The sequence below is a fragment of the Actinoplanes sp. NPDC048988 genome (assembly GCF_043197815.1).
GTDB lineage: Bacteria > Actinomycetota > Actinomycetes > Mycobacteriales > Micromonosporaceae > Actinoplanes.
In genome coordinates this window covers 1,326,949-1,353,393 of the sequence record NZ_JBICTW010000001.1, presented here as the reverse complement: position 1 = coordinate 1,353,393, position 26,445 = coordinate 1,326,949, and the positions used below count along the sequence as shown (strand labels likewise).

The 26,445-nt window shown below is 71.1% G+C and carries 30 protein-coding genes and 1 pseudogene; 24 read left to right on the top strand and 7 right to left on the bottom strand.

What is annotated here, in order from left to right; genetic code table 11:
• Positions 1 to 80 precede the first annotated feature (80 nt).
• A complete protein-coding gene (sigJ, locus tag ACGFJ7_RS06185; protein ID WP_392641111.1) occupies positions 81 to 959 on the top strand; it encodes an RNA polymerase sigma factor SigJ in 879 nt (292 codons plus the stop codon).
• Here sigJ and ACGFJ7_RS06180 read toward each other — a convergent pair.
• Positions 939 to 1,445 (bottom strand): DUF402 domain-containing protein, encoded by a 507-nt coding sequence (locus ACGFJ7_RS06180; RefSeq protein WP_360247014.1) that lies wholly within the window; start codon positions 1,443 to 1,445, stop codon positions 939 to 941. The genes sigJ and ACGFJ7_RS06180 overlap by 21 nt on opposite strands.
• Before the next feature lie 154 nt (positions 1,446 to 1,599).
• On the opposite strand from ACGFJ7_RS06180, the gene ACGFJ7_RS06175 reads away from it, so the two are divergent.
• The 3 genes from ACGFJ7_RS06175 to ACGFJ7_RS06165 are packed head-to-tail and all read left to right on the top strand — an operon-like array spanning position 1,600 to position 4,870.
• On the top strand, positions 1,600 to 3,519 hold the full coding sequence (locus ACGFJ7_RS06175; protein ID WP_360248239.1) for an ATP-dependent DNA helicase: 1,920 nt from the start codon (positions 1,600 to 1,602) through the stop codon (positions 3,517 to 3,519).
• The gene (locus ACGFJ7_RS06170; RefSeq protein WP_360247012.1) at positions 3,516 to 3,929 is read left to right on the top strand and encodes an NUDIX domain-containing protein; all 414 of its coding nucleotides are present in this window, start codon (positions 3,516 to 3,518) and stop codon (positions 3,927 to 3,929) included. Before ACGFJ7_RS06175 ends, ACGFJ7_RS06170 begins: the two co-directional genes overlap by 4 nt.
• Positions 3,926 to 4,870, top strand: a complete 945-nt coding sequence (locus ACGFJ7_RS06165) for a hypothetical protein (protein ID WP_392641108.1) — start codon at positions 3,926 to 3,928, stop codon at positions 4,868 to 4,870. Before ACGFJ7_RS06170 ends, ACGFJ7_RS06165 begins: the two co-directional genes overlap by 4 nt.
• On the opposite strand, the gene ACGFJ7_RS06160 is transcribed toward ACGFJ7_RS06165, so the two are convergent.
• The gene (locus ACGFJ7_RS06160; protein WP_360247008.1) at positions 4,864 to 5,238 is read right to left on the bottom strand and encodes a DsrE family protein; all 375 of its coding nucleotides are present in this window, start codon (positions 5,236 to 5,238) and stop codon (positions 4,864 to 4,866) included. The two genes, ACGFJ7_RS06165 and ACGFJ7_RS06160, sit on opposite strands and share 7 nt — an antisense overlap.
• Positions 5,239 to 5,252: 14 nt before the next feature.
• Here ACGFJ7_RS06160 and mtfM point away from each other — a divergent pair, with 14 nt between their 5' ends.
• From mtfM to ACGFJ7_RS06110, 10 genes and pseudogenes are all read left to right on the top strand, one after another.
• Positions 5,253 to 5,357, top strand: a complete 105-nt coding sequence (mtfM, locus tag ACGFJ7_RS06155; protein WP_284044707.1) for a small membrane protein MtfM — start codon at positions 5,253 to 5,255, stop codon at positions 5,355 to 5,357.
• Positions 5,351 to 5,947, top strand: coding sequence for an FABP family protein (locus ACGFJ7_RS06150; RefSeq protein WP_392641106.1), 597 nt, complete (start codon positions 5,351 to 5,353; stop codon positions 5,945 to 5,947). The genes mtfM and ACGFJ7_RS06150 overlap by 7 nt, the downstream gene beginning before the upstream one ends.
• A 47-nt stretch (positions 5,948 to 5,994) precedes the next feature.
• Positions 5,995 to 6,390, top strand: coding sequence for a Fur family transcriptional regulator (locus tag ACGFJ7_RS06145; RefSeq protein ID WP_097317675.1), 396 nt, complete (start codon positions 5,995 to 5,997; stop codon positions 6,388 to 6,390).
• A gap of 1 nt (position 6,391) precedes the next feature.
• Positions 6,392 to 7,432: a folate-binding protein gene (locus ACGFJ7_RS06140; RefSeq protein ID WP_360247003.1), complete on the top strand. Its 1,041-nt coding sequence runs from the start codon at positions 6,392 to 6,394 to the stop codon at positions 7,430 to 7,432.
• 15 nt (positions 7,433 to 7,447) lie between these two features.
• Positions 7,448 to 8,317 carry a 3-keto-5-aminohexanoate cleavage protein gene (locus ACGFJ7_RS06135; RefSeq protein ID WP_360247001.1) on the top strand — a complete coding sequence of 290 codons (870 nt, stop codon included), beginning with the start codon at positions 7,448 to 7,450 and terminating at the stop codon, positions 8,315 to 8,317.
• 1 nt (position 8,318) lies between these two features.
• A complete protein-coding gene (locus tag ACGFJ7_RS06130) occupies positions 8,319 to 9,227 on the top strand; it encodes an asparaginase (RefSeq protein ID WP_392641103.1) in 909 nt (302 codons plus the stop codon).
• 69 nt (positions 9,228 to 9,296) lie between these two features.
• A pseudogene (locus tag ACGFJ7_RS06125) lies at positions 9,297 to 9,677 on the top strand (helix-turn-helix domain-containing protein); the annotation flags it as partial.
• A gap of 17 nt (positions 9,678 to 9,694) precedes the next feature.
• Positions 9,695 to 10,171 carry a hypothetical protein gene (locus ACGFJ7_RS06120; protein ID WP_360246995.1) on the top strand — a complete coding sequence of 159 codons (477 nt, stop codon included), beginning with the start codon at positions 9,695 to 9,697 and terminating at the stop codon, positions 10,169 to 10,171.
• A gap of 66 nt (positions 10,172 to 10,237) precedes the next feature.
• The gene (locus ACGFJ7_RS06115) at positions 10,238 to 10,555 is read left to right on the top strand and encodes a DUF2516 family protein (RefSeq protein ID WP_097317681.1); all 318 of its coding nucleotides are present in this window, start codon (positions 10,238 to 10,240) and stop codon (positions 10,553 to 10,555) included.
• Positions 10,552 to 11,436 (top strand): alpha/beta fold hydrolase, encoded by an 885-nt coding sequence (locus ACGFJ7_RS06110; protein ID WP_392641101.1) that lies wholly within the window; start codon positions 10,552 to 10,554, stop codon positions 11,434 to 11,436. The genes ACGFJ7_RS06115 and ACGFJ7_RS06110 overlap by 4 nt, the downstream gene beginning before the upstream one ends.
• On the opposite strand, the gene ACGFJ7_RS06105 is transcribed toward ACGFJ7_RS06110, so the two are convergent.
• On the bottom strand, positions 11,433 to 12,449 hold the full coding sequence (locus ACGFJ7_RS06105) for a hypothetical protein (protein ID WP_360246991.1): 1,017 nt from the start codon (positions 12,447 to 12,449) through the stop codon (positions 11,433 to 11,435). The two genes, ACGFJ7_RS06110 and ACGFJ7_RS06105, sit on opposite strands and share 4 nt — an antisense overlap.
• Before the next feature lie 172 nt (positions 12,450 to 12,621).
• Between ACGFJ7_RS06105 and ACGFJ7_RS06100 the strand changes: the two genes are divergently transcribed.
• From ACGFJ7_RS06100 to ACGFJ7_RS06090, 3 genes are all read left to right on the top strand, one after another.
• Positions 12,622 to 13,035, top strand: a complete 414-nt coding sequence (locus ACGFJ7_RS06100) for a hypothetical protein (RefSeq protein ID WP_360246989.1) — start codon at positions 12,622 to 12,624, stop codon at positions 13,033 to 13,035.
• Positions 13,036 to 13,124: 89 nt separating this feature from the next.
• Entirely contained in the window at positions 13,125 to 13,949 is an 825-nt protein-coding gene (locus ACGFJ7_RS06095; protein ID WP_392641098.1) for an EI24 domain-containing protein, read from the top strand.
• 51 nt (positions 13,950 to 14,000) lie between these two features.
• Positions 14,001 to 14,606: a DUF2625 family protein gene (locus ACGFJ7_RS06090; protein ID WP_392641096.1), complete on the top strand. Its 606-nt coding sequence runs from the start codon at positions 14,001 to 14,003 to the stop codon at positions 14,604 to 14,606.
• A 12-nt stretch (positions 14,607 to 14,618) separates the two neighbouring features.
• On the opposite strand, the gene ACGFJ7_RS06085 is transcribed toward ACGFJ7_RS06090, so the two are convergent.
• The 3 genes from ACGFJ7_RS06085 to ACGFJ7_RS06075 form a co-directional block, all read right to left on the bottom strand.
• Positions 14,619 to 15,629, bottom strand: coding sequence for a LacI family DNA-binding transcriptional regulator (locus tag ACGFJ7_RS06085; protein WP_392641094.1), 1,011 nt, complete (start codon positions 15,627 to 15,629; stop codon positions 14,619 to 14,621).
• 6 nt (positions 15,630 to 15,635) lie between these two features.
• Positions 15,636 to 17,057, bottom strand: coding sequence for a GH1 family beta-glucosidase (locus ACGFJ7_RS06080; RefSeq protein ID WP_360246981.1), 1,422 nt, complete (start codon positions 17,055 to 17,057; stop codon positions 15,636 to 15,638).
• A 103-nt stretch (positions 17,058 to 17,160) separates the two neighbouring features.
• Positions 17,161 to 17,892 (bottom strand): hypothetical protein, encoded by a 732-nt coding sequence (locus tag ACGFJ7_RS06075; RefSeq protein ID WP_360246979.1) that lies wholly within the window; start codon positions 17,890 to 17,892, stop codon positions 17,161 to 17,163.
• Positions 17,893 to 17,961: 69 nt separating this feature from the next.
• On the opposite strand from ACGFJ7_RS06075, the gene ACGFJ7_RS06070 reads away from it, so the two are divergent.
• Complete coding sequence (locus ACGFJ7_RS06070) at positions 17,962 to 18,981, top strand: UDP-N-acetylmuramate dehydrogenase (RefSeq protein ID WP_360246977.1); 1,020 nt, start codon at positions 17,962 to 17,964, stop codon at positions 18,979 to 18,981.
• Between the two features lie 47 nt (positions 18,982 to 19,028).
• Here ACGFJ7_RS06070 and ACGFJ7_RS06065 read toward each other — a convergent pair whose 3' ends face one another.
• A complete protein-coding gene (locus tag ACGFJ7_RS06065) occupies positions 19,029 to 19,508 on the bottom strand; it encodes a CAP domain-containing protein (protein WP_360246975.1) in 480 nt (159 codons plus the stop codon).
• Between the two features lie 403 nt (positions 19,509 to 19,911).
• On the opposite strand from ACGFJ7_RS06065, the gene ACGFJ7_RS06060 reads away from it, so the two are divergent.
• The 6 genes from ACGFJ7_RS06060 (at position 19,912) to ACGFJ7_RS06035 (ending at position 26,441) form a co-directional block, all read left to right on the top strand.
• Positions 19,912 to 20,610: a response regulator transcription factor gene (locus ACGFJ7_RS06060; protein WP_097317690.1), complete on the top strand. Its 699-nt coding sequence runs from the start codon at positions 19,912 to 19,914 to the stop codon at positions 20,608 to 20,610.
• Positions 20,611 to 20,701: 91 nt separating this feature from the next.
• Positions 20,702 to 23,080 carry a chemotaxis protein CheW gene (locus ACGFJ7_RS06055; RefSeq protein WP_392641091.1) on the top strand — a complete coding sequence of 793 codons (2,379 nt, stop codon included), beginning with the start codon at positions 20,702 to 20,704 and terminating at the stop codon, positions 23,078 to 23,080.
• 1 nt (position 23,081) lies between these two features.
• Positions 23,082 to 23,519 (top strand): chemotaxis protein CheW, encoded by a 438-nt coding sequence (locus tag ACGFJ7_RS06050; RefSeq protein WP_097317692.1) that lies wholly within the window; start codon positions 23,082 to 23,084, stop codon positions 23,517 to 23,519.
• Positions 23,519 to 24,391, top strand: a complete 873-nt coding sequence (locus tag ACGFJ7_RS06045; protein ID WP_360246971.1) for a hypothetical protein — start codon at positions 23,519 to 23,521, stop codon at positions 24,389 to 24,391. The genes ACGFJ7_RS06050 and ACGFJ7_RS06045 overlap by 1 nt, the downstream gene beginning before the upstream one ends.
• Before the next feature lie 14 nt (positions 24,392 to 24,405).
• Positions 24,406 to 25,599, top strand: a complete 1,194-nt coding sequence (locus ACGFJ7_RS06040) for a chemotaxis response regulator protein-glutamate methylesterase (protein ID WP_360246969.1) — start codon at positions 24,406 to 24,408, stop codon at positions 25,597 to 25,599.
• Complete coding sequence (locus ACGFJ7_RS06035; protein ID WP_360246967.1) at positions 25,596 to 26,441, top strand: CheR family methyltransferase; 846 nt, start codon at positions 25,596 to 25,598, stop codon at positions 26,439 to 26,441. Before ACGFJ7_RS06040 ends, ACGFJ7_RS06035 begins: the two co-directional genes overlap by 4 nt.
• Positions 26,442 to 26,445: the final 4 nt, after the last annotated feature.

Genomic DNA, 26,445 nt, shown 5'->3' with positions numbered 1-26,445 from the left:
TCCGTATTAGTCCAAAATGTGCGTTTTTACTGTGTCACATGTGCTACCCGCGGCAGGGCAATCTCCTTCAGAATTCCCCCATGCCGCCCGTCGAGGAGTTCGAGGCCCACCGCCCGCACCTGTTCGCGGTGGCCTACCGGATGCTCGGCAGCGCCGCCGAGGCGCAGGACGTGGTGCAGGAAGCGTGGCTGCGCTACTCCAACGCGCACGAGGACGTCCGGGATGTGCGCGGCTGGCTCACCACCGTGACCGGGCGGCTCTGCCTCGACGTGCTCAAGTCGGCCCGGGTGTCCCGCGAGGCCTACCCCGGGCAGTGGCTGCCGGAGCTGTTCGTGGACCCCGACGGCGACCCGGCCGGGCAGGCCGAACGGCGCGACCAGGTCGGCCTGGCCCTGCTCGTGGTGCTCGAACGGCTCACCCCCGAACAACGGGTCGCCGTCGTGCTGCACGATGCCTTCGCCATGCCGTACGGGGAAATCGCCCTGGTCCTGGGCAGCACCGAGGCGACAGCGCGTCAGCACGGGTCACGCGGACGCCGGGCGGTCGCCGACGGGCAGGTCCGGCACACCACCGACCAGGCCGAACAGCGCCGGGTGCTGGCCGCCTTCCTCGAGGCGGTGAACGGCGGCGACGTCCGCGAACTGGCCGCCCTGCTGGCGCCCGACGTGGTGTCGATCAGCGACGGCGGCGGCTGGTTCAATACGGCCCGGCGCCCCGTCGTCGGCGCCGACAACGTCGCCCGGTTCTTCCTCGGCATCATCACCGGCAAGCGGCTCGGCGACGACGCGGTCTTCACTCCGGCCCTGGTCAACGGCATGCCCGGGGTCTACGCCTCCGGCCGTTACGCCGACGGGCGGCCGCTGCGGGCCGCGCTCGCGCTCACCGTCTCGGGCGGGCGGATCACCGGCATGTTCCAGCAGCTCAACCCCACGAAGGTGCTAGTCAGCGACCTTCTGTAGGTACTTGTGGAAGTGGTGGGCGAACGGCTCGCTGCCGTCACCCAGGGCCACCATCAGCTTGTCCGCGGCCGCGTGGGCCTCCCGTACCAGATCGCCGGGATATCCGAACAGCTCCCGGTGCTCGGCGAACTCGTCCTCGTCGCGCAGCTCGACCACGCCCGTCGAACGCCGGCGCACCACGTCGAGGTCGAGGTCGACGATGTGCACGGTGTCGCCCTCCCACCGCGCCGGCGTCGTGATGTCGCAGTAGACCTCGCTGGTCCGCGGCGGCGGGTTGAACATGCCCGTCCACCAGGCGTGATGGGGGATGAGCAGGACGAACGGGATCTGCTCGACACTCGGCCGGCCGTGGTAGACCGACGACGTGCCGCGGGTGACACCCACCCACACGCCGAGGTCGTCCTCGTCGAACCGGCGGGCCGGATAGTCCCGGTGGGCCGAACCGTCGTACTTGGTGTAGACGACCCGGACCGTCTCGTTCGGCATGCGAGAACCCTAACGGTGGTCGGCTTCTGTCGGTGGTGGCGGGTACCGTCTCCGCGTGCCCGCAGCTACGAAGAAGAAGGCCACCGCCGAGCAACTCCTCGCCGCAGCCGTCGGGGCGGTCCCCGGCGGAGCCGCCCGCCCCGGCCAGCAGGCCATGGTGGCGGCCATCGACAAAGCCATACGCGACCGTGAGCACCTGCTTGTGCAGGCCGGCACCGGTACGGGCAAGAGCCTGGCCTACCTGACCCCTTCGCTGCTGGTGGACGGGCCCGTGGTCGTCTCCACCGCCACCCTGGCCCTGCAGAACCAGCTCGTCGAGCACGACCTGCCCCGGCTGGCCGCCGCCGTCGAGCCGGTCCTCGGCCGTAAACCCACCTTCGCCGTGCTCAAGGGCCGTCACCACTACCTGTGCGTCGCCAAGATGGAACACGCCGACGAGCAGGAGCCCACCGACACGCTCTTCGACGACGCGCCGCCGCAGCGGGCCACCCAGTGGCTGGGCGAGGCGGGCCGGCTCGGCAAGCAGATCCAGCGCCTGCAGGCCTGGGCCGAGAAGACGAAGACCGGCGACCGCGACGAGCTCGACCCCGGCGTCGACGACACCGCCTGGCGCCAGGTCTCGATGCCGGCCCGCGACTGCGTCGGCGCCGCCAAGTGCCCGTACGGCGCCGAGTGCTTCGCCGAGGCCTCCCGCGCCCGGGCCCGCGAGGCCGACATCGTGGTGACCAACCACAGCCTGCTCGCCGTCGACATGCTGGCCGAGCGGCACATCGTCCCGCCGCACAAGCTGCTGGTCATCGACGAGGCGCACGAGCTGGCCGACCGCGTCTCGGCCGCCTCGCAGGCCGAGCTGACCCCCGACGCGATCGAGCGCTCGACCCGCCGGGCCCGCACCCTGATCCCGCCCGCGGTGGCCGAGTCGCTGGCCGAGGCGGCCGACGCGCTGACCGTGGGCCTGGCCGACGTGCCGGCCGGCCGCATCACCTCGGGCCTGCCGCAGCCCCTCCAGCACGCGCTCACCCTGCTCGACTCGGCCACCCGGGCCGCGCTCAGCGCGATCGGCGAGGTCAAGTCCGACGACTCCGACCCGGTCCGCAAACAGCAGGCCAAGGCGGCCTTCGACGACCTGAGCGACACCACCCAGCGCCTGTTGGAGGAGGATGCCTTCGACGTCGCCTGGGTCGAGAAATCCGACATGGGCTCGGGCCGCCGCGCGCTCGTGGTCGCCCCGCTCTCGGTCGCCGGCACGCTCTCCCAGGGCCTGTACTCCGACCGCACGGTCGTCGCCACCTCGGCCACCCTGACCCTGGGCGGCCGCTTCGACACGGTGGCCCGCTCCCTCGGCCTGCCGGTCGCCGCCACCGCCCCGACACCGGCCGCCGAGGCGCCCTCGGCCTCCGGCGACGGCTGGACCTCGCTCGACGTCGGATCCCCCTTCGACTACCCCAAACAGGGAATTCTGTACGTGGCGGCGCACCTGCCCCGGCCGCAGATGTCCGGCCTGCCCGACGCCGCCGGCGAGGAACTGCTCAAGCTGGTCGAGGCGCTGGGCGGCCGTACGCTCGGCCTCTTCTCCTCCCGCAAGGCGGCCACCCAGGCCGCCGAGCTGCTGCGCGCCCGCACCGACCTGCCGATCCTGCTCCAGGGCGAGGAGTCGCTGCCGATCCTGGTCCGCAAGTTCCGGGAACAGAAGGAGAGCTGCCTGTTCGGCGTGATGTCCCTCTGGCAGGGCGTCGACGTGCCGGGCGACTCCTGCCAGCTGGTGGTGATCGACCGGCTGCCGTTCCCCCGCCCCGACGAGCCGCTGGCCGCCGCCCGCTCGGCCGCGGTCGACGCCAACGGCGGCTCCGGCTTCGCCTCGGTGAGCGTGCCGATCGCCGCGATCCGGCTGGCGCAGGGCGTGGGCCGCCTGATCCGCGCGACCGGCGACAAAGGCGTGGTGGCGGTGCTCGACTCCCGGCTCGAGACGGCCCGCGGCTACGGCGCCTTCCTGCGCAAGTCGCTGCCCCCGTTCTGGTACACGACCCGCACCGACGTGGCCGTCGGCGCCCTGCAGAGGCTGGCCAAACAATGATCAGAATCGCCTGCACCTTCGTGGTCGACACGACCGGCGCCCTGCTGTTGCAGTTGCGCGACGACAAGGCGCCCTACCACCCGAACGTCTGGGGCCTCCCCGGCGGCTCGGTCGAGGAAGGCGAGACCCCGGCCGAGGCGTCGGTGCGCGAGCTCTGGGAGGAGGCGTCCATCCGGCCGTCGGAGCCGGTGCGGCTGTTCGCCCGCCAGGAGCTGCCCGCGGAGAACAGGGTGAAGAACTACTTCTACGCCCCCACCACCGCGACCCAGTCCGACGTGGTCCTGGGCGAGGGCGCCGCGATGCTGTTCATCCCGGCCCTCGAGGTCCCCGGCCGCCCGTTCACCCCCGGCACGGCCGAGATGGTCGACCGGTTCCTGGCCTCACCCGAATACTCGGCCCTCCACCGATGACCGACCTGCCCCCACCCACCAGCTCCCGATCGAACGCCGACACCGCGCCGGGCGAGGGCTCGGGCGCCGGCTCTTCACTGGAAGCCTGCGTGCCGGGCCCTTATCCGCGGGGCGGTTCTTCCCCGGGAGGTCCGGCGCAAAGGCGGTGGTGGCTGATCGGGGTGGTCGGCGCGTGGATCGTCGTGGTGGCGGCGCTGGCGGTCTGGTCGGTGGGGCACGAGCGGGCGACCGTCCCCGAGCAGCGTGCCATCGCGCTGGCCGTGACCGACCTTCAGCGGGCGGCCGGCGCGCTGGTGGCGGCGGCCGAGGGGCCGGGGCGCGCGGTGGTGCTGGGCGAGCTGGAGCTGGTCGACGGCTGCCGGGTGACGCCCGTGCGCGAGGGCGTGGCCGGAGCCCGGGACGTGACCGTCCACGTGCCCCGGGGCGAGCTGAGAACGTCGATGGAGTCGATCAGCAAGGCGCTGCCCGGCGGATATCGGACCGAGCTGGGTGAGGGCCGCGGCGGCACCCGGCTGTCGTTCCACTCCGACGCCGGCGACTTCATCGGCATCGACGGCACGGCCGAGGCGACCGCCCAGGTGCTGACCCTGCGGTTGTCGACGGGCTGCCGCCCCCGCTCGGACGACCTCGACCGCCGGGATCCGCCGGCCGGCTCCGCCCCCGCGCTCTTCCAGCGCACCGTGCGGGCTCTGGGCCAGGGTGATACCCCGGAGACCTTCGCCGCCCTGTGTCCGAACAAATCGGTCGTTGCCACGTACGTCGCCGCGGGTGTGCCGATGTCCAAGGACCTGGCCGCCGCCCTGGCCACGGTCACCGATGGCGCCGAGGTCATCCGGGCCGACAAATCGGTCCGGGCCTACCGGGTGGGGCCCGACTCGCTCGTGGTCAGCCCGGACGACGATCTGCTGAAGGTCAGCGTGACGACCGCCTGCGGTCAGTAGACCAGCGCCTGGGCGCCGTCGCCCATGATTTCTTCGACGAAGACGGCGGCGCCGGCTATGCGGATGCCGGGGAGCACGTCGTCGGGGGTGATGTCGCGGCGGGCCGCGCACTGCGTGCAGAGCGTCAGGCGGCCGTTGGTCAGCAGCAGGTCGATCAGGTCGGGAAGGGGGGCCGCGTGGGGCAGTTCGAACTCCGCGGCGCGGCCCGGCAGGGCGAACCAAGCCGACTCGCCGGTCAGCCAGAACGACACGTCCACGCCGGACGCGGCGGCCGTGGAGGCCACCGTGAAAGCTTGCGAACAGCGTTCCGGGGCGTCGGCTCCGGCGGTTGCCTTGACGACCAACAAGCGTGCCATGAGCGCCAGCATAAGATGGGCCGGTCATGGTTACGGAAATCGGGTTCGTGAGCCTGCTGGTCGCCGGTCTGGGCGGTCTGGCCGGCGGTTTCGGCTATTTGGCTATGCGTGTTTCTAGGGGGCGTTGGTGAGTGAGAATCCGTTGGGCCCACCGCCCTGGCTGAACGCTCCTCCGGTCGAGCCCTATCCCTACGAGGACACCCACGACCTGCGTACGGGCCCCGACCTGCACCCGGCCCTGCTGGGCCTGCTGCCGTTCGTCGGCCTGTGGCGCGGACGGGGACAGGGCGGCTTCCCCGAGGATCAGGACTACGACTTCGCCCAGGAGGTCCGGATCAGCCACGACGGCCGTCCGTTCCTGCGCTGGGATTCGCGGTCCTGGCTGCTCAACGACGCCTCCGAGGCGACCGGTGAGTGGATCGTCGAGTCGGGCTTCTGGCGGCCGGTGCTCAACGACGGCCGGGCCACCGACGAGATGGAAGCCACGATGATCACCGCGGACGGTGTCGCGGAGCTGTACGTCGGCAAGGTCATCGGCACCACGCGGCTGGAGATGGAGGCCGACGCGATCGCGTACGTGCCCTCCGGTCTGCACGTCACCGGCGGCCAGCGGCTGTTCGGCATCGTCGAGGGCGCGCTGCTCTACGCGCACGAGCAGGCGGTCGACGAGAGCGGCCTGCGGCCGCACATGTCGGCCCGGTTGCTGAGGATCGGCGGCTGACAAGAGGGCGTAACCTTCGTTACGTGTCCGCCACTTCGCTAGCCGCCATGCTCCGGGAGCGGGGGCTGCGGCTCACCCCGCAGCGCCAGCTCATCCTGGAAGCGGTGCACGAGCTCGGCCACGCCACGCCCGAGCAGGTGCACAACCATGTGCGCGAGCGGGCCGCCGGGGTCAACATCACGACCGTGTACCGGACGCTCGAGCTCCTCGAGGAGCTCGGGCTGGTCAACCACACCCACCTGTCGCACGGCTCGCCGACTTACCACACGGCGGGTGAGGATCAGCACGTTCACCTGGTCTGCCGTGGATGCGGGTCGATTTCTGAGGTAGACCCGTCGGTGATGAGGCCGGTCACCGACCGGCTGCTCGCCGAGCGGGATTTCCGGGTCGATGTCGGCCACGTCTCGCTCTTCGGGGTCTGTGGGGACTGCAAGGAGCTGTGAGATGACCGTCGTGATGGCCGAGGATCTCGACCCCACGTCCGCCGACGCGGGTGTGCCCGTGCACTACGGCGACCCGATGCGTGAGCAGCGCACCCTGGCCACCGCCGTGGGCCTGGTCGACCGGTCCAACCGGGACGTGATCGCCGTGCCGGGCGAGGAGCGCGCCTCCTGGCTCCACACCCTGACAACCCAGCATTTGTCGGATTTGTCCGCTGGAACCGGCAGTGAACTGCTCGTCCTCTCGCCCAACGGCCATGTCGAGCAGCACGCGTACGTCACCGAGGACGGCACCACCGCCTGGCTCGACACCGAGCCGGGCGCCGGCGCCGGTTTGCTGAAATACCTGGAAATGATGCGGTTCTTCACCCGGGTCGAGCCGCGCGACGCGAGTGAAGAGATGGCCGTGCTGTCACTGGTCGGCCCGGGCGCCGCCGATCTGTTCCCCGCGCTCGCGGCGCCGAGCATCGCCGAGGTGCCGGGCGCCAAATTCGCCGCCGGCGAGGTGCCGGGCCATTCCACGAGTGTGTACGCGGTGACGCCTTACGCCGGGGGCCTGGCCCGGCGCGTACCCCTAGGAATTGATCTTCTGGTTCCCCGGGCCGAGAAGACCGCCGTCATCGAGAAGCTCGGGGTGCCGCTGGCCGGCCTCTGGGCCTACGAGGCGATCCGCGTCGAGCACCGCGTGCCCCGGCTCGGCTGGGAGACCGACCACCGCACGATCCCGGCCGAGGCCGACTTCATCGCCGCCGCCGTCCACCTCGACAAGGGCTGCTACCGCGGCCAGGAGACCGTCGCCCGGGTGCACCACCTCGGCCGCCCGCCGCGCCGCCTCGTCCTGCTGCACCTCGACGGCGTCGCCACCGACCAGCCGCCGGCCAAGGGCACGCCCGTCGTCAACGGCGACCGCGAGGTCGGCTTCGTCGGCACCGCCGTCCGCCACCACGAGTTGGGCCTGATCGCCCTCGCCGTCCTCAAGCGCAACGTCGCCGACGACGCCGAGCTCCGGGTGGGGGAGTCCGCCGCCGCGATCGATCCCGCCTGAGGCAGGATCGGTGCCATGACCGGTACCGTGATCACCGTCGCTCCGACCGGCGCCGAGAGCAGCAAGGCAGCCGTACCCGCGCTGCCCGTGACCCTCGACGAGCTCGTGGCGACCGCCAAGGAGTGCGAGGCGCTGGGCGCCTCGATCATCCACGTGCACATCCGTGACGACCGCGCCGAGCCGACCCTCGATCAGGGCCGGCTCCGCGCGACGGTCGCCGCGTTGCGCGAATCGACCGACCTGATCGTGCAGCTCTCCTCGGGCGGCGCCGTCACCGACCCGGAGTCCGACCGGCTCGCCGTGCTCGACGCCGGGCCCGAGATGGCCTCCTGCACGATGGGCACCGTCAACTTCGGCGACGGCGTCTTCCTCAACCGCTGGGAGTTCATCGTCGACCTGCACACCCGCATGCAGGAGCGGGGCATCGTGCCCGAGTACGAGATCTTCGACCTGGGCCAGCTCGCCACGCTCCAGCGCCTGCTGGGCCAGTACGGCCTGCCGTTCGGCGGGCACGTGCACGTCGACCTGGTGATGGGCGTGCCGGGCGGGATGCCGGGCACGGCCGCCGCGCTCGTCGCCTGTGAGCAGGCCATTCGCGATCTGCCGGTGGGTACGACGTTCTCGGCCACGGGCATCGGGCGTACGGCAATCCCGGTCATCCTGGCCTCTTTGTCGGCCGGCGGGCACCTGCGGGTCGGCATGGAGGACACCATCACGTACGCCAAGGGCCGTCCGGTCGAGTCGAACATGCAGCTCGTCGCCCGTGCGGCCGGGTTCGCGCAGCTCGCCCAGCGTCCGCCGCTGACCTCCGCCGAAACCCGCGAGCTGCTGGGAGTCCCCCCGTCCAAGCACCCCGCCGCCGCCCTTGACCGGACTGAAGGCTGAAATGATCATCGCCGAAGTAGTGCGTTCCGGTTTCGTCGAGAGCGTGCACCACGGTTCGGTCGCCGTGCTCGGCGGTCAGAGTCGCGGTGACGTGCTCAGCCCGATCTTTCCCCGGTCGTCGAACAAGCCGATGCAGACCGTCGGGATGCTGCGCGCCGGCCTGGTGCCGCGTGACGGCGCCGACCTGGCCCTGATCAGCGGCAGTCACTACGGCGAGCCGTTCCACGCCAGGCGGGTCCGGGAGATCCTCGACGCCGCCGGCCTGACCGTGGGTGACCTGCGGTGCCCGGTGGCGCTGCCGATCGCCGAGAAGGACCGGGACGATTGGGTACGCGGCGGAGGCGGCCCCGAGCGCGTGCTGATGAACTGCTCCGGCAAGCACGCCGGCATGCTCGCGACCTGCGCCGCCAACGACTGGCCGCTCGAGACGTACCTCGATCCGAAGCACCCGCTCCAGGTGGCGATCGCCGAGGCGGTGGCCGAGCTGGCCGGCGAGCCGGTGGCCGCGACCGGGGTCGACGGCTGCGGCGCGCCGGTGCTGGCGGTGTCGCTGACCGGCCTGGCCCGCGCGTTCCAGCGGCTGGTCGAGGCCGCGCCGGGCAGTGACGAGCGCCGGGTGGCCGACGAGATGCGGGCCCATCCGAAGCTGGTGGCCGGCACCGGCGCCGACGACACCGTCCTGATGGGCGCCGTGCCGGGCCTGCTGGCCAAGGGCGGCGCCGAGGGCGTGGTGGTGGCCGCCGTGCCGGGCGTCGGCGCGATCGCCATCAAGGTCGACGACGGCGGGATGCGGGCCCGTACGCCGGTGCTGCTCGACGAGTTGCGCCGGCTCGGCGTCACGGCGCCGGCGATGACCGAGCTGATCCTCGGTGGCGGGGAACCTGTCGGTGAGGTTCGCGCCGTTCGGTGAGCGACTTCACGCTAGCTCTTGTTAGCACTTTGCTTGCAAGAGCTAGCACCTCGCGCTACCTTCGAACACGTGGCCGCACCCAAGGACCTGCCTCAGGACATCGGTGGTTTCATCCGTGACCTGCGGCAGACCGCGAAGATCTCGCTCCGTCAGCTCGCCGACAAGGCCGGCGTGAGCAACCCGTACCTGAGCCAGATCGAGCGCGGCCTGCGCAAGCCCAGCGCCGAGGTGCTGCAGCAGATCGCCAGCGCGCTGCGGGTGTCGACGCCCGCGATGTACCTGCGCGCCGGCCTGCTGGACAGCGAGGGCCAGCAAGGCGTGCTGGCCGCCATCGCCGCCGATCCCGAGCTCACGATCGCGCAGAAGCAGTCGCTGTCACAGATCTACGAGACGTTCCGTAACGAGAACCTGCGCAACCAGCCGGCCGAAGAGAACCCGCCGGCCGAAAAGACCGTCGAGGAGACGACATGACCGAGCAGACCAAGACCCGCTTCCCCGCCCCGATCTACGCCGCCGCCGGCGCCGGTGACCTCGCCTACCAGCAGCTCCGCAAGCTGCCGGCCGTGGTCAACGTGCTGAGCGAGCGCGCCGCCGCCTCCCTGCGCACCTACAACGAGCAGGCCGGCACCAAGGCCGCCGAGCTGCGCGACAAGGCCGCCACCACCGACTTCGACGCCCTGCGGGGCAACGCGGCCAGCGTGGCCACCTCCTTCGCCCAGCTCGCCCAGGACCGCGCCCTCGCGGCGTACACCGCCCTGGTCGCCCGCGGCGAGCGCGTCGTCGGCTCCGGCGTCGTCGAGGCCGCCGACGTGGTGAACGCCGACATCGAGACGACCGAGGAGACCAAGGTCATCGAGGCCGCCGAGGCCACCAAGGAGGTCGCGGCCGCGCCCGCGACGCCGAAGCCGCGCAAGCGCGCCCCCAAGGCCAAGCCGGCCGAGTGAACCCGGAGCACGACATGATCCGCGGGGCCCAGCAGTCGCTGGGCCCCGCGGCATAGACTTCTCCTCATGGCCTCTTCCGCGCCGATCTTCTACGACGACGTGCTCGTCTACCTCGGCCTGCTCCTGCTCATCCTTTCGCTGGTGGTGCAGGCGGTCGCGCTCATTCACTGCCTGACCCAGCGCGGTGACGGGTTCCAGGCCATCGGGACCCTGCCCAAGGGCGCCTGGGCGGCGATCCTCGCCGTCTGCATCGTGCTGACGCTGCTGCTCGGCAGCGGGGCGACCGGCATCTTCAGCCTCATCGGCATCGCCGCCGCCCTGATCTACCTGCTGGACGTCCGTCCCGGGCTCAAGGATCTGTCGGACGGCAAAGGCTTCTGGTGAGGCGGTTCGGCCCGCCTCCGCCCGACGGCGGGCCCCGCCTGCTCCGCGCCGACTCCACCGGTCCGCGATCCGGGCGGCCCACCCTGCCCGGTCCGCCGACCGAGATCGTTTCGACCCCTTCCGGTGTACGCCTCGAGCTGCTCACCACGGGCGTCGGCGACCCGGTGACCGTGTTCGCGCACGGGCTGGCCGGTGACATCTCGGGCACCCGCCCGCTGGGCTCCGCGGTCGCCGGTCGCCGGGTCTTCTTCCACTTCCGCGGCCACGGCCGGTCCGAGGCGCCCGCCGGCCCGTGGAGCTTCGGCGACCTGGCGAGCGACCTGCGCTCGGTGGCCGACCTGTCCGGGGCGACCCGGGCGGTCGGCGTCAGCATGGGCGCGGCCGCCCTCTGCCGGCTGCTGAGCGAGACCCCCGACCGGTTCGAGCGGGTGGTCCTCTATCTGCCGGCGTCGCTCGACGGCACCCGTCCGGCGGCGGCCGAGGAACGGGTGGAGCGGCTGCTGGCCGCCGTCGAGTCCGGCGAGGCGGCGTCGATCGCGGCGGCCGCCGAGAGCGAGCTGCCGCCCTCGGTGCGCAACACCCCGACCGGTTGGTCGTACCTGCGCCAGCGGGTCGAGCAGCTGCAACGCGACGGTCTGGCGGCCGAGCTGACGACGCTGTGGCACGAGCCGGCGGTCGCCTCTCCCGAGACGCTGCGCCGCTTCTCCGGCCGGGCGCTGGTGATCGGCTGCCTCGGCGACGAGGTGCACCCGGTGGCCTGGGCCGAGCAGGTGGCCGACCTGCTACCGGGTGCCGAACTCCACGTCTACGACCGGCCGGCGGTGCTCTGGAACAACCGCCGCGAGCTGCGCGAACGCATCTCCGAGTTCCTGAACGCCTAGCTGCTCAGCGTGATCTGGCGCCAGTTCAGTTCGCTCCAGTTACCGACCTTGTCGGCCGCCTGGTACTGCGGTTCGATGATCCAGCCCTTGGTGAGGCCCTTGACCGGCACCGACCAGGTGCCGGCGGCGGAGACCGCCGACATGCCGAAGACGCTGTCCGGGAGCGCGTTCAGGTTCTGCCCGGTGTAGCGCACCCAGGTCTTGGCCCCGAAGTTGTAGAAGTACTCGACGCCGGCGGTGTTGTACTTCCACAGGAAGACGGCGGCGAGGTCCGCACCCGACTGGCTGTCCCGGGCCGTGCCCCGGATCGTCGACCACGAGCTGGCCTTGTTCGGGCTGCCCGGGAAGGTGAGCGCGACCGTGGGCGGGGTCGAGTCGGTCAGCACCGACAGCGGCGGCGCGACCGTCGGGGTCGCCTTGCCCTGCTCGTTCTTCACCTGGACCTGCGGCCGCCACGTGCCCGGGCCGAACCAGTGCTCGACAGTGGTCGAGGTGCCGTCGCGCAGCAGCGTCCGGGTGCCGTCGCCCCAGCTGGTCCAGGTGGCGTCGGAGTTGGCCGGCACGTTGCTGGCGTTCCAGACGGCCAGGTTCGAGTAGGACCCGTACGTCCAAAGCGTGGGGTTCTTCCAGGAGTACGTGCCGGTCGGCGCGGTCACGGCGACCGTCGACCCCTGGGGGAAGGTGCCCGGGCCGGCCGCCTCGCCGTCGCTCAGCTGGACCGCGACCGGGTAGCTGCGGGCGGCCGTGTACTTGTGGGTCCACGAGGTCTCGCCGGCGGCGGCGGTCGTGGTGGTGTTGTCACCCCAGTTGATGGTGCGGGTCAGCAGCGCCGGGTCGGTGACGTCGTCGTCGCTGAACGCGGTCTCGGTGAGGGTGACCGTCTGCCCGGGCCAGATGGCCAGACTGTCCAGGGTGTAGCTGCCGACGGGCGCGGCGCCGGCCGCGAGCGCGGGAGTGGCGGTGCCGACGAGGCCGGCGGCCAGGGTCAGAGAAAGGAAGGATGCGAGCTTCATGTGTACCCCCGTGGGCGTGCTCTCCCGTCCCGACAGAGGGGAGCCAGCGGACAGTACCGGGGCCCCACCGAATTGATCAACCCCGTTCTCCCCGCTGGGCCGTAACCTTTCGCGCCTGTCCGCCTGTTGTTCAAGCGTGCGGTTATCCCCTAAATCAGTTTTTTTCGGACTCGTGGCGCTGGGTCTGCCGATCGCGGTGTCGATCGGATGGTCGCTGGCCGCCCCGGCCAAGCGCCCGGCGGCGGTCGGCCTCCCCGGCGGCGAGGGCGCCCTCGGCTCGGCGCCTCGACCCGAGCGGACCACGCCGCTGACCACGGTCCGGTACTCGCCCCGGCCGAACCAGCCGGCCCCGGCCCCGGCTACGACGTCGGCCGGCCCGGCCGCTCCGGTCGCGTCGACGACGGTCCGGCCCAGCGCCACGACCACGGCGCCCGCGCCGACGACCCCGGCACCCACCGTCTCGTCGGAGTCGCCGCTGCCGCCGCTGACCCTGCCGCCGGTGCCGACCCCCACCGAGATCACCACAACGCCGCCACCCAGCGAGTCGGCCGACCCCAGCACCAGCCCGAGCCCGTCCGCGTCGTGAGCCCGAGCCCGTCGGCGTCGTGAGCCCGAGTCCGCCGCGTCGTTGCGGGCCCGTCGGCGACGTGATGGTGGGTCCTAGACTTCCGGGTCGTGAACGTTGACGCCGGAAAGCCGCTCGGAGCGGCCCGCAGGTTCCTGATCGGAGCCGGGCTGCTCGCCCGCGGGCTGGGCATCCTGCTGCGCCGCCCCAAGCTGCTCGCGCTCGGCCTCATCCCGGCCCTGATCGCGGGCGTGCTCTACGCGACCGCGCTCTTCTTCCTCATCGACTTCCTGCCCCAGCTCTCCGACGCGGTCACCTGGTTCGCCGACGACTGGGGCGAGACGTGGGGCGACCTGGTGCAGGTGCTCGCCGGCGCCGGCCTGCTGGGCGTGGCCGGCCTGCTCGGCGTGCTCAGCTTCACGGCGGTCACCCTGCTCATCGGCGACCCGTTCTACGAGCGCATCTCCGAGCTGGTCGAGGACCAGTACGGCGGTGTGCCCGACGGCGTCGAGGCCGGCTTCTGGGCGTCACTGGGCCGCAGCCTGGTCGACTCGCTGCGGCTGATCGGACTGTCCATCCTGGTCGGCATCCCGCTGTTCCTGCTCGGCTTCCTGCCGCTGGTCGGCCAGACGGTGATCCCGGTCCTGGGTGGCGCCGTCGGCGGTTGGCTGCTGGCCGTCGAACTGACCGGCGTCCCGTTCCAGCGCCGTGGCCGGCGCCTGCGCCACCGCCGCGAGGTGCTGAAACAGAACAAGGCCCTGGCCCTCGGCTTCGGCGTCGCCGTCTTCTGCTGCTTCCTGATCCCCTTGGGCGCCATCCTCCTGATGCCCGCCGCCATCGCCGGCGCCACCCTGCTCTCCCGCGAGGTCCTGGGCCACCCGACGTCGGCGAACCTGCCCGCTGGGCGATTCGCGGACCAGCGCCCCGCCCGCTAGGGAAGGGTTTCGATGCCGCGGCGGCCACGATCCTCGTGCGAGGCTGAGGGCGTGGAACAGCCGGCGTGGCCGGAGATCTCGGCGCTGGTGGCGGAGGCTCCGTGTCCGGTGGAGGTGCTTCCAGCCGATCCTCGGCGGGCGGCGGACTGCCTGGCCGCGTTGGAGATTTCGACCCGGTCGTGGCTCGGCGCGGTGGTCGCCAACAGCGGTGGGCTCGTGGTCGATCACGGTTGGCTGCGGGTGCTGGGCGGCGGGCACGACGGGCTGCCGGGTGTTGCTGTCGAGGCGGGACGCCTGGTCGTTGCCTACGACGTGATGGGCGGGCAGTTCGCCTGGTTGCCGGCGGAGCCCGGCGCGAGGCCGACGATCCACTATTTCGGGCCCGACGATCTGACCTGGCAAGACCTGGAACTCGGGTACGGCGATTGGCTCGAGGCCATGCTCACCGGTGCGCTGCACGGCTTCTCCGCGGGATTGCGGTGGCCGGGGTGGGAGGCGGAAGTGGCCGGCGTCGCGCTGGACCAGGGGATCAGCGCCTGGCCACCGCCCTGGACCAGGGAGGGCAAGGATCTGGCGGCGGTGTCTCGTAAGCCGATTCCGCTCGCTGAACTGGTTTCAGTTCATCACGACATGGCGCGGCAGCTCGGCTTCCTCTGACCCGTGCGGGCGTCAGGCGGAGTCGCGGACCACCAGTTCGGTCGGCAGAACGACGGCGTCGGGGAGGGCCGGGTCGCCGTTGATCAGGCCCAGGAGCTGGCGGGCCATGGTGCGGCCCATGTCGGCGATGGGCTGGCGGACGGTGGTCAGCGGAGGGTCGCTGTAGCGGCTGATCTCGAAGTCGTCGAAGCCGATCACGGCCACGTCGTCGGGAACCCGCCGGCCCGCCTGGCGCAGGGCGGCCAGGGCGCCGTGGGCCATCATGTCCGAGGCCGCGAAGACCGCGTCGAGGGCCGGGTCGGCCTCGAGCAGGGAACGCATCGCGGTCAGGCCGGACTCGCGGGTGAAGTCGCCCAGCGCCGTGCGCTGCGGGATGCCGGCTTCCTCCAATGTGGCGCGATAGCCGGCGAGCCGGTCGATGCCGGCCACCATGTCCTGCGGGCCGGCGATGGTGGCGATGCGCTTGCGGCCGCCGGCGACCAGGTGGCGTACGGCCGCGGCGACACCGCCGAAATGGTCGACGTCCACATAGGGCACGTCGGCGCCGCCGATCGGGCGGCCGCTGCAGATCACCGGAATGCCCAGGCGGACCAGCGTGCCGGGCAGCGGGTCGGCGCCGTGCATCGAGGCGAACATGACGCCGTCGACGTGGCCGGCGACCGCGTACCTCTCCACCCGGTCGTGGCTGCGGGCCGAGCCGGCCATCATCAGGACGAGCTGTTTGTCGGCCGCCTCGAGCTCGACGCCGGCGCCGCGGATGATCGCGGGGAAGAACAGGTCGTCGGAGAAGACCCGGTTCGCCGTCTCCGGCAGGATCAGCGCGATCGATTCGGTGCGCTGGGTGACGAGGCTCCGGGCGGCCTGGTTGGGCACGTAGCCGAGCTCGTCGACGGCCCGGTTGACCGCCTCCCGGATTCCGGCGGCCACCGAGGTCGATCCGTTGACGACGCGGGAGACGGTCGCCCGGGACACCCCGGCGCGGCGCGCCACTTCTTCCAGGGTCGGCCGCTCCCGCGTCACCACTGAGGATCACCCTTCGTCAGTACCCGGCGCCTCGATACCGTTGCGCCGGATCACCTCCCGGTACCACTTCGCGCTGTCCTTCAGGGTCCGCTGCTGGGTGGCGTAGTCGACGTGCACGACCCCGAAGCGCTTGCGGTACCCCTCGGCCCACTCGAAGTTGTCCATCAGCGACCAGACGAAGTAACCGCGCAGATCGACACCGGCCGCCAGGGCATCATGGCAGGCACGCAGGTGGCCGTCGAGGTACTCGACGCGGCGGGTGTCGTGGACCTCGCCGTCGGCCGACGGTCCCTCGGGGTACGCGGCGCCGTTCTCGGTGATCATCACCGGGGTGCCGGGGTAGTCCTCGTGGATCCGCTTGAGCAGGCTGGTGAGGCTGGCCGGCTCGATGAGCCAGTTCATGTCGGTCACCGGGCCGTCCGGCGCGCGGTAGGCGATGCCTTCGCTGCCCGGCTGGTCGAGCGAGGCCGGGGTTCCGGGCTTCGCCGACACGTACGCCGGCTGGTAGAAGTTGATCCCCAGCACGTCGATCGGCGCGTTGATCGTCTCCAGGTCACCGTCCTTGATGTACGACAGGTCGGTGAACCGGGAGATGTGCTCGAGCACATCCGCCGGGTATTCGCCCTTGAGCAGCGGGTCGAAGAAGATCCGGTTGGAGAGGCCGTCGATGATCCGGGCGGCCTCGCGGTCGGTCGGGTTCTCCGGGTCGACCGGGAAGACGACGGCCGGGTTGAGCGTGATGCTGACGTTGCGGGCGCCGGCCGAGCGCAGGGCCCGGGCCGCCAGGCCGTGGCCGAGCAGCAGGTGGTGCACCGACTCCAGGGCGGCCGTGGGCTCCTGCCGTCCGGGCGCGTGGACGCCGCTGCCGTATCCCAGGTAGGCCGAGCACCACGGCTCGTTCAGCGTGGTCCAGGTGCCGACCCGGTCGCCGAGCCGGCCGTACACGATCGCCGCGTACTCGGCGAAGGCCTCCGCGGTCTCCCGGTTGGGCCAGCCGCCGCGGTCCTCGAGGGTCTGCGGCAGGTCCCAGTGGTAGAGCGTGACGACCGGGTCGATGCCCTTGCCGAGGAGCTCGTCGGTGAGGCGGTCGTAGAAGTCGAGGCCGGCCGCGTTGACCGGGCCGTTGCCGTCGGGCTGGATGCGCGGCCAGGCGACGGAGAACCGGTACGACTTCAGGCCCAGGTCCGCCATCAGCGCCACGTCGTCGACGTAGCGGTGGTAGTGGTCGCAGGCGACGTCGCCGGTGTGGCCGCGGTAGACGCGTCCCGGCGTACGGCTGAAGGTGTCCCAGATGGACGGGCCGCGACCGTCCTCCCGCGCCGCGCCCTCGATCTGGTACGACGCCGTGGCGGCGCCCCAGATGAAGCCGTCGGGGAAGGTGATCCCGGCGAGGGCCGGCTGGGCCGACGTTGTGACGGTTGCCGTCATGCGTTCCCCGCTTCCTGGGTGTGCTGCTCGTCATTCGAACTTAACCGGTTCATCATAGGGACGAAATCGGTCCCTGGATGTTCCGTAAGTCGAATTTAAGCGGCTACCCAGCCTGCAGGGCGGAGATCAGCCGAGGGTCTCCGGTGACGACCAGGCGGTCGGTGCGCTGGCGCCCCATCAGCACCAGCAGCAGGTCACTGGCGGTGCCGGTGGCCTGGGCGCGGGCGTGATGGTCGTCGTCGTCGAGGATCGTGCTGGTGTCGAGCAGCGCCACACCCATGCCGCGCAACCGGACGAACCACTCATGACCGGCGTCGCTGGCCACCAGTTGAGCCACGCCGCGCAGGTCGGTCGGGCCCGTGCGCCGGCCGGCCGGCAGCCAGGTGTCGAGCACTTCACCGATGCCGTCGGCGGCCAGCTTGGTCTCGATCGGGGTGGGCCGGCCCACGGCGAGCTCGGCGTCCCAGCGGGACAGCGAGATCTCGTGCGCCGTGCGGCGATGCCAGAAACCGGCCGTCTTGGCCTGCGGCGCCCAGTTCCAGGCGGGCAGGTCGGCCTCGACCGCCTCGAGCGTCTCGATGGTGCCGGTCAGCTCGCGGCGCAGGCCGTCGAGCTGGGTCTCCCAGTCGGGGCGGGGCGGGAGCGGCAGCTCCTCGGGCCGGGTGGTGACGCCGCGCGGCGTGTAGTCGCGGACGAAGCGCAGATAGGAGGTCACTCGTTCGACCAGGGAACCCGCGGCCTCCGGGCCCGCCTGGGCGACAGCGTCCTGCAGCGCGGGGCTGTCAGCCCGCAGCGCCGCGAGCCAGAAGTCCTTCGTCGCGTGCAGCCTGTTCATCGCGATGCTCTCCGCTCCACCGGACCGCCGATGAGATGTCCCGAAACTCGTGAGCCTAGGGTTGGTGCCGTGCATGACCTTAGTGCCGCACCGCAAACCGACCTGTCGGCGTACACGACGCTACGCCTCGGCGGGCCCTCCGGCGACCTCACGGTGGCCACCGAAACGGACCAATTGGTTGCTTCGGTACGTAAGTCCTCGTCGATCCTCCTTCTGGCGGGCGGCAGCAACGTCGTCATCGGCGACAAGGGCTTCGACGGCACTGTCGTGCTGATTCGCACGCGAGGCGTTCGCGAGGTGGAGCCGGGGGTGCTGCGGGTTGCCGCGGGGGAGCCTTGGGACGATTTCGTGTCGTACGCCGTGGAGAACGGTTACTCGGGGCTCGAGTGCCTCTCCGGCATCCCGGGCTCGGCCGGCGCCACCCCGATCCAGAACGTCGGCGCGTACGGGTCCGAGGTGGCGCACACGATCGTGGCCGTGCACGCGTACGACCGGCGCACCGGTACGGTCCGCGCGATGACGCCCGAGGAGTGCGGCTTCGCCTACCGGGCCAGCGTCTTCAAGCACAACGACCGCTACGTGGTGCTCGAGGTCGACTTCCGCCTGGAGCGCTCGGACGAGTCGGCCCCGATCCGCTACGCCGAGCTCGCCCGCAACCTGGGCGTCGAGGCCGGCGACCGGGTGCCGCTGCGCCAGGCCCGCGACACCGTCCTGAAGCTGCGCGCGGGCAAGGGCATGGTCCTGGACCCCGACGACAAGGACACCTGGTCGGTCGGTTCCTTCTTCACCAACCCGGTGGTGAGCGCCGAGGAGTGGGCGGTCCTCGGTCTCGAGGCTCCGCACTGGCCGGCCGCCGACGGCTCGGTGAAGATCCCGGCGGCCTGGCTGATCGAGAACGCCGGCTTCCCCAAGGGCTTCGCCGGCGACGGCGTCTCCATCTCCACCAAGCACACGCTGGCGCTGACCAACCGCGGCACGGGTACGACGGAGTCGTTGCTCGCCCTGGCCCGTACGGTCCGCGACGGTGTCCGCGGCCGTTTCGGGGTGGAGCTGCACCCCGAGCCGGTGCTCATCAACTGCGAGATCTAGGGGAGCCTTCAGTCCGGTCAAGGGCGGCGGTGGGGTGGTCGGATGGGTCACTCCCAGCCGAAGACCTGGGTGTAGTACGGGACTCCGTTGGCGGCGTAGACGACGCCGGTGCCGATCGAGTGGGCGCCGCAGTTGAGCATGTTGGCGCGGTGCCGCGGGCTCGCCATCCACGCGCGTACGACCTCGCCGGCGGTCCGGTATCCCCAGGCGATGTTCTCGCCGGACGGCTGTTCGTAGCCGGCCTGGTGCGAGCGGCGCACGAAGGTGGTGCCGTCGTTCCAGACGTGGCTGAACCGGCCGGTCCGGGCCATGTAGTAGCTCTGCCGCACCGAGGCGACGATCAGCTCCCGATCGACGGTGAGCTGGCCGCAGCCGTTGGCCGACCGTTGCTGGTTGGTCATGGTGACCACCTGCGACATCAGGACCGCCGGGGCCACCGGTAGCGTCGGCACTTCCGCCTGGGCCGGCTCGGCCGCCGTGAGCAGAAGAGCCGGAGTGACGGCGAGCGGTAAGAGACGTCGCAGCACGGTTGCCCCCAATCCCGGAATGCGTGGGCCGAGTCGCCCACCTGGCCTATCGCAGCGGCTTATCGGGCGTACGTCCCTTATTTGCCCGAAACCGGAATGTACGTCGGATTTCGTGTCACGCTGAGGGGATTGCGAGCGTGGCCGGGGGTGGGGGCGGTCGTTCGGCGGGCGCGGAGAACCCGCCCCGGCGGGCGATTAGCCCGCTAAACTGTGACTGTCCGTAAATAGACCGTGACATCACGCTATCGTGGGTTTGCGCGGTTGATTCCGAAGCTCGCGGTCGCGCGAGTGACGCCGAGCAAGACATCGACAGTTCACCGGACGCCAACCCGGCGTAGCCGGTCGAACCGTCGTGCCCGGCGGCGAGAGCGCGAGCGAGGGGTGGGGGCAGGGTGAGCACAGCATGAGTCGCCTACTCGTGGTCGAGGACGATCCGGATATCGCGCTCGCTCTGCGGTTGCTTTTCAGCCGTGCGGGTTACGAGGTCGCGCATGCCGGCGACGGCCGGACCGGGCTCAAGGAGGCGTACGCCGAACACCCCGATCTGGTGGTGCTCGACGTCGGCCTGCCCGAGATGGACGGCTGGCAGGTGCTGGAGCGCCTGCGGGACGTCTCGGACGTGCCGGTGCTCGTGCTGACCGCGCACGGGCAGGAAGCGGAGAAGGTCCGCGGCCTGCGCGGCGGGGCCGACGACTACCTCACCAAACCGTTCGCCAACAACGAGCTGCTGGCCCGGGTCGAGGCCCTGCTGCGCCGCTCGTCCAGTGGGCAGAACAGCTGGGCTAGCCAGGTCTACGACGACGGGCTGGTGCATCTCGACCCGACCAAGCGCCGGGTCTACGTCAAGGGCGATGAGAAGCGTCTGACGCCCACCGAGTTCCGGCTGCTGAACGCCCTCGTCCGGCACGCCGGCGCGGTTCTCAGCCCCAATCAGCTGCTGACGCAGGCGTGGGACGACCCCACCGGCATCGGCCAGGAACGGGTGAAGTTCGCCGTCCTGCGGCTGCGCCGCAAGCTCGGCTGGTCCGATCCCGACGACTCACCCATCGAATCCGTACGCGGGTTCGGCTACCGCTACCGCCGTCCGGGCGGAGAGGGCTGAAATTTCCCATTCGGTCGACCTCCGGGTGTCCTCAGATGACGCGGCTAACCGTCGATGAGGGCTGTGGGAAGGCGAGCAGGAGGTAGTAAGCGTGGAAGATCTTGGTGAAATCGTCGGCGAATTCCTCATGGAAAGCCACGAGAACCTGGACCAGATCGACCGTGACCTGGTGGATCTGGAGCAGGAGCCCAACTCCCGCGATCTGATCTCCCGAATCTTCCGGGCGATTCACACGATCAAGGGCACCAGCGGCTTCCTGGCGTTCACACGCCTGGAGACGCTCGCCCATGCCGGCGAGTCACTGCTGTCCAAGTTGCGCGACGGCGTCATGCCGGTCACGCCGTCGACGATCACCACACTGCTGGCCACGATCGACGGTGTGCGCTCGATCCTCGCCTCCATCGAGGAGAACAGCAACGAGGGCGACGTCGACATCGAGAGCATCATCGCGCAGGTCCACGCGCAGATGAACGCCGGCGCCGAGCCGGCCGCCGCCGCACCGGCCGCCGAGGGCGGCGAGGGCGCGGAGGCCGCCGCCGAGCCGGCGGCCGAGGCCGAGGCGCCCGAGCCGATCGCCGAGACACCCGCCCGGCCCGTTCCGGAACCGGTGGAGAACCAGCGCAAGCCGGTCGGCGAGATCCTGGTCGAGTCGGGGGCGGCCCAGCCGGCCGACGTCAGCTCCGCGCTCCAGCAGCAGATCGAGGGCGACGAGCGCAAGCTCGGCACGATCCTGCTCGACGAGGGCAAGGCGCAGCCGGCCGCGGTCAACGAGGCCCTGCAGCAGCAGGCGCCCAAGCGCAGCATCGCCGACAGCGCCATCCGCGTCGACGTCGACCTGCTCGACACCCTCATGAACATGGTCGGTGAGCTGGTGCTCGCCCGTAACCAGCTGGTCCGGGGCGTCATGGAGATCGGCGACGCCACGCTGGTGCGCAGCGCCCAGCGGCTCGGCATGATCACCAGTGAGCTGCAAGAGGGCATCATGAAGACCCGCATGCAGCCCATCGAGCACATCTGGTCGAAGCTGCCCCGAGTCGTCCGGGACCTCTCGAACTCGCTCGGCAAGAAGGTCGAGCTGGTCATGGAGGGCAAGGAGACCGAGCTCGACCGGAGCCTGCTCGAGGCGGTCAAGGACCCGCTGACCCACCTCGTGCGCAACGCGGTCGACCACGGCATCGAGGACCCGGAGCGCCGCCAGGCGAGCGGCAAGGGCCCCGAGGGCACGCTGACCCTGCGCGCCTATCACGAGGGTGGGCACGTGGCGGTCGAGGTCGCCGACGACGGCGCCGGCCTGAACGTGGAGCGGATCGCCCAGAAGGCCGTGGAGAACGGCCTGCTGCGCGCCGAGCAGATCCCCAACATGGACAAGCGCGACATCATGGCGATGGTGTTCCAGCCCGGTTTCTCCACCGCGGCCAAGGTCACCAACGTTTCCGGCCGCGGTGTCGGCATGGACGTCGTCAAGACCAACATCGAGAACATCGGCGGCGCGGTCAGCGTCGACTCGACGCCCGGCGAGGGCACGGTCTGGCGGCTCACCATCCCGCTCACGCTCGCCATCATCCAGGCGCTCACCGTCGACTGCGGCGACCAGCGCTACGTGGTTCCGCAGGTGGCGGTGCTCGAGCTGGTCTTCATCGACGGGCAGTCGACGAAGATCGAGTACGCGTCGGGCGCGCCCGTCTACCGGTTGCGCGGCAAGCTGCTCCCGCTGGTGCGCCTGGACAAGGCGCTCGGCTTCGAGGTGGCCGGCGACCAGGGTGTCTACATCATGGTGCTGCAGGCCGACGGCCGGCGGTTCGGACTGGTCGTCGACCGGGTCCTGAACACCGAGGAGGTCGTGGTCAAGGCCCTGAACAGCCGCCTCAAGGACATCGGCCTGTACGCCGGCGCGACCATCCTGGGCGACGGAAAGGTGGGCCTGATCCTCGACGTCTCGTCGCTGGCCCGCCGCAGCCACCTGGCCGCCGACGCCGAACGCAAGGGCATGGACTCGTCGTCGCGGGCGGCGGGTGTGGGCGGCACCGGCGAACGTCTGCTGGTCACCGCGGTGGGCGAGCGGCGGGTCGCGATCCCGCTGGACACGGTCACCCGGCTCGAGGAGTTCCCGCGCGACCGCATCGAGCACGCCGGCTCGCGGGAGGTGGTCCAGTACCGAGGGCAGATCCTGCCCCTCGTGCGCCTGTCCCACCTGCTCGGCGCGTACGGCGAAGAGCCCGAAGGGGACACCGTGTCGGTGGTCGTCTACAGCGAGGGTGGCCGCAGCGTCGCCCTGGTCGTCGACCGGATCGTCGACATCGCCGAGAACTCGACCACGGCCCGCCGCGACGCGGAGGAGGACGGCCTGGTCGGCACCGCGGTGATCCAGCAACGGGTGACCGAGCTGCTGGACGTCCGCCGCGCGATCCTCGCCGCCGATCCGAACTTCTACACCGACCTGGAGAACGACGAGATGTTGGTGGAGGCCTGAGATGGCGAGCCGGCAGTTCGCCACCTTCGAGGTGGCCGACCAGCTCTTCGGCGTCGAGGTGCACACGGTGCAGGAGGTGCTCTCGTACAACGAGTACACCCCGGTGCCGCTCGCGCCGCCGGCCGTCGGCGGGCTGTTCAACCTGCGCGGTCAGGTGATCGCCGCGGTCGACCTCCGGGTCCAGCTGGGGCTGGTCCGCAAGGCGTTGCAGGGCCCGGTGATGAACGTGATCCTGCGCGGCGACGGCGAGCCGGTCAGTCTGGTCGTCGACAAGATCGGTGAGGTGGTCGACCTCGACGAGGCGACGTTCGAGCCGCCACCGGACACGCTCAGCGGGCCGACCCGGGAGCTGGTGGTGGGCACGTTCAAGCTGGACGGCCGGCTCATGCTGGCCCTGGACGTCAACCAGGCCGTCGACACGCACCGCGCCACCACCTGATGTACAGCCTCGTCAGCGCGCCGGTGCTCGGCTTCGACCTGACCCGCCTCAGCGGCGGGTCGGCGACGGCCGAGGTCGTGCTGCGCGGACTCCGGTTGAGCGTGGACGATCTGCCGGTGCTGGCCGAGCGCCTGCCCGACGAGGGGGTCCGCGGCCCGCTCTGGGTCGAGGTGGAGAGCGCGGCCCGCCGGATGCCCTCGCTCAAGGGCATGTCCAAGGACGACCCGGCGGGCAGCCTGGCCCTGGTCGAGCGCGCGCCGATCGGTTCGGTCGACGCGCTGCTGACCTGCGTGCGGTACGACGTGATGGCCTGGACGTGGACCGGCACCGGCCGGGACGCGACGCAGACCGAGGTGGCCGCCGCGGCCACCGGCCTGATCTGCGACGCGGCCGTGGCCAGTTATCTGCGCGAGGTCCTCGACTCGGACACGCGCCGGCGGCTGGGCGCGGGCTGGGTGGCGGCGATGCGCCGGCTGCCCACCGGCGCGCCGATCGACCTCGGCCCGCACCACTACACGGTTTCCGCGCTGCTCGACCGGTTGCGCTCGCTGCGCTCATCGGATCTCAGCCGGTTGGTGGCCTCGGCGGAGGACGCCCGCCGCAACGCCGGCGGTTGGTCGCCGGCGGTGCATTCCGCCTCCTGGGCGGCGTATCTCTCCGATCGGGTCCGCACCGCCGCCGCGGCGCAGATGCTGTTGGTACAGGCCGTCGACACGGCCGCGATTCCGCTGGCCGACCGGGCCGGCGGTGTCTGGAACATGCTCAGCGGCGCGGTGCAGGCGCTGGTGGTGCGGGATCTGCTGGATACCTCCACCGCCCATCGCCTTCTCGCACCTGTCGTCGCCGCTCTCGGCCCCGCGTGGCTCGGGTGAGAGGAGGTGGTCAGATGATTTCGGTCCTCGTCGTGGACGACTCCGTGGTGGTCCGGCGTTTGATCGTGGACGCTCTGGGCGGAGCGGAGAACATCGAGGTCGTCGGCACGGCGTCGAACGGCCAGCTGGCTCAGGCCAAGATTGACCAGCTCAAGCCCGACGTCATCACCATGGACATCGAGATGCCGCAGATGGACGGCATCGAGGCGGTCCGTGAGCTGCGCAAGCGTCACAAGCACATCCCGGTGATCATGTTCAGTACGCTGTCGGCCGCGGGCGCGACGGCGACGCTGGAGGCGCTCTCGGCCGGCGCCACCGACTACGTCACGAAGCCCAGCAACGTCGGGTCCGTGAACGAGTCGATCGCGGCCGTACGCAACGAGCTCGTCCCCAAGATCTACGCGCTGGCCGGCCGGAAGCGCCCGGGCGCCGCACCGCCGAGCGCCCCGGCCCGCCCCGGCGCCACCGCGCCGGCCCGCCCGGCCACCCCCACCCGGCCCGGCGCGGCCCCGCCCCGGGCCGGCCTGCCGCCGGCCGGACCGGGACGACCCGGCGCGGCGCCACCCGGAGCGGCCCCGGCCCGTCCCGCCAAGAAAGCCGGAGCGGGCGGCCGGATCGACATCCTGTGCATCGGCTCCTCCACCGGCGGGCCCGACGCGCTCACCAAGGTGCTGCAGGGCCTGCCCGCGGACTTTCCCGTGCCGATCGTGGTCACCCAGCACATGCCGCCCGTCTTCACCAAGATGTTCGCCGAGCGACTGGACCGCAGCACCCCGCTGCGGGTGGTCGAGGCCGGTGACGGGATGGAGCTGACGCCCGGGTGGGCGTACATCGCACCGGGTGACAACCACCTGGTGTTCCACCGCCGGGGCACCGCGACGCTGACCCAGCTCAGTGGCGCGCCGCCGGAGAACTCCTGCCGCCCGGCCGTGGACGTGATGTTCCGGTCGGTGGCGGCCCTTTACGGCGCTTCGGCGTACGCGACCGTGCTGACTGGAATGGGACACGATGGACGAGGTGGTGCGAAAGTGCTGAGAGACGCGGGCGCCGAGGTGCTGGCGCAGGACGAGGCCACCTCGGTGGTGTGGGGCATGCCGGGCGCGGTCGTCGGTGCCGGGCTGGCGGATGAGATCCTTCCGCTCGACCGGATCTCGGCCCACCTGGTCAACCGCATCAAGAGCAGCCGGTCGGCGGCGGTGGCCCGATGACTCTCTCGCAAGCCGAGTTCGCCTTCGTCTCGCAGCTGGTGCGCCGCGAGGCCTCGATTGTGCTCGCCCCGGGCAAGGAGTACCTGGTCGAGGCCAGGCTCATCCCGGTCGCCCGGGCCGTCGGGGCGCCCAACGTCAACGAGTTCCTGGCGGAACTCCAGCGCCGCCCGAACCCGCAGAACCAGCGCAAGATCATCGACGCGCTGACCACGAACGAGACCTCGTGGTTCCGGGACCGGGAGCCGTTCGCGGCGCTGACCGACGTGATCCTTCCCGAGCTGATCAAGTCGCGCACCGCGAACCGCAAGGTGCGGATCTGGTCGGCGGCCAGCTCCAGCGGCCAGGAGGCGTACAGCCTGGCCATCCTGCTCCAGGAGAACCTGCCGCCGGGATGGTCGTACGAGATCATGGGAACCGACATCTCCACCGAGATGGTCAAGCGTGCCGAGACCGGCGAGTACAGCCAGGTCGAAGTGAACCGTGGTCTGCCGGCCCAGCAGCTCGTGCAGTACTTCGAGCGGGCCGGCGCGCACTGGCGGATCAGCCAGCAACTGCGCCGCAACGTGTCGTTCAAGCTGATGAACCTGACCGCGCCGTTCCCGGCCATGCAGCCGTTCGACGTGATCTTCCTACGCAATGTCCTGATCTATTTCGACGTCGCCACCAAGCGCAACGTGCTCCAGAACATGGCCAAGGTGCTACGGCCCGACGGCTGGCTGTTCCTGGGCGCGGCCGAGACCACGATCGGGATCGACGACAACTACGAGCGGGTGGCCGCCGGCCGCACGTCCGCCTACCGAGTCCGTACCGGAGCGCCCGCGGGCGCCGCGAGAAGGGGATGAAGCC

Bases quoted from the DNA above. Each gene is read 5' to 3' on its own strand.
- sigJ (WP_392641111.1), top strand. From the start codon at position 81: ATGCCGCCCGTCGAGGAGTTCGAGGCCCACCGCCCGCACCTGTTCGCG.
- ACGFJ7_RS06180 (WP_360247014.1), bottom strand. From the start codon at position 1,445: ATGCCGAACGAGACGGTCCGGGTCGTCTACACCAAGTACGACGGTTCG.
- ACGFJ7_RS06175 (WP_360248239.1), top strand. From the start codon at position 1,600: ATGGTGGCGGCCATCGACAAAGCCATACGCGACCGTGAGCACCTGCTT.
- ACGFJ7_RS06170 (WP_360247012.1), top strand. From the start codon at position 3,516: ATGATCAGAATCGCCTGCACCTTCGTGGTCGACACGACCGGCGCCCTG.
- ACGFJ7_RS06165 (WP_392641108.1), top strand. From the start codon at position 3,926: ATGACCGACCTGCCCCCACCCACCAGCTCCCGATCGAACGCCGACACC.
- ACGFJ7_RS06160 (WP_360247008.1), bottom strand. From the start codon at position 5,238: ATGCTGGCGCTCATGGCACGCTTGTTGGTCGTCAAGGCAACCGCCGGA.
- mtfM (WP_284044707.1), top strand. From the start codon at position 5,253: ATGGTTACGGAAATCGGGTTCGTGAGCCTGCTGGTCGCCGGTCTGGGC.
- ACGFJ7_RS06145 (WP_097317675.1), top strand. From the start codon at position 5,995: ATGCTCCGGGAGCGGGGGCTGCGGCTCACCCCGCAGCGCCAGCTCATC.
- ACGFJ7_RS06140 (WP_360247003.1), top strand. From the start codon at position 6,392: ATGACCGTCGTGATGGCCGAGGATCTCGACCCCACGTCCGCCGACGCG.
- ACGFJ7_RS06135 (WP_360247001.1), top strand. From the start codon at position 7,448: ATGACCGGTACCGTGATCACCGTCGCTCCGACCGGCGCCGAGAGCAGC.
- ACGFJ7_RS06130 (WP_392641103.1), top strand. From the start codon at position 8,319: ATGATCATCGCCGAAGTAGTGCGTTCCGGTTTCGTCGAGAGCGTGCAC.
- ACGFJ7_RS06120 (WP_360246995.1), top strand. From the start codon at position 9,695: ATGACCGAGCAGACCAAGACCCGCTTCCCCGCCCCGATCTACGCCGCC.
- ACGFJ7_RS06115 (WP_097317681.1), top strand. From the start codon at position 10,238: ATGGCCTCTTCCGCGCCGATCTTCTACGACGACGTGCTCGTCTACCTC.
- ACGFJ7_RS06105 (WP_360246991.1), bottom strand. From the start codon at position 12,449: ATGAAGCTCGCATCCTTCCTTTCTCTGACCCTGGCCGCCGGCCTCGTC.
- ACGFJ7_RS06080 (WP_360246981.1), bottom strand. From the start codon at position 17,057: ATGACGGCAACCGTCACAACGTCGGCCCAGCCGGCCCTCGCCGGGATC.
- ACGFJ7_RS06075 (WP_360246979.1), bottom strand. From the start codon at position 17,892: ATGAACAGGCTGCACGCGACGAAGGACTTCTGGCTCGCGGCGCTGCGG.
- ACGFJ7_RS06060 (WP_097317690.1), top strand. From the start codon at position 19,912: ATGAGTCGCCTACTCGTGGTCGAGGACGATCCGGATATCGCGCTCGCT.
- ACGFJ7_RS06050 (WP_097317692.1), top strand. From the start codon at position 23,082: ATGGCGAGCCGGCAGTTCGCCACCTTCGAGGTGGCCGACCAGCTCTTC.
- ACGFJ7_RS06045 (WP_360246971.1), top strand. From the start codon at position 23,519: ATGTACAGCCTCGTCAGCGCGCCGGTGCTCGGCTTCGACCTGACCCGC.
- ACGFJ7_RS06040 (WP_360246969.1), top strand. From the start codon at position 24,406: ATGATTTCGGTCCTCGTCGTGGACGACTCCGTGGTGGTCCGGCGTTTG.
- ACGFJ7_RS06035 (WP_360246967.1), top strand. From the start codon at position 25,596: ATGACTCTCTCGCAAGCCGAGTTCGCCTTCGTCTCGCAGCTGGTGCGC.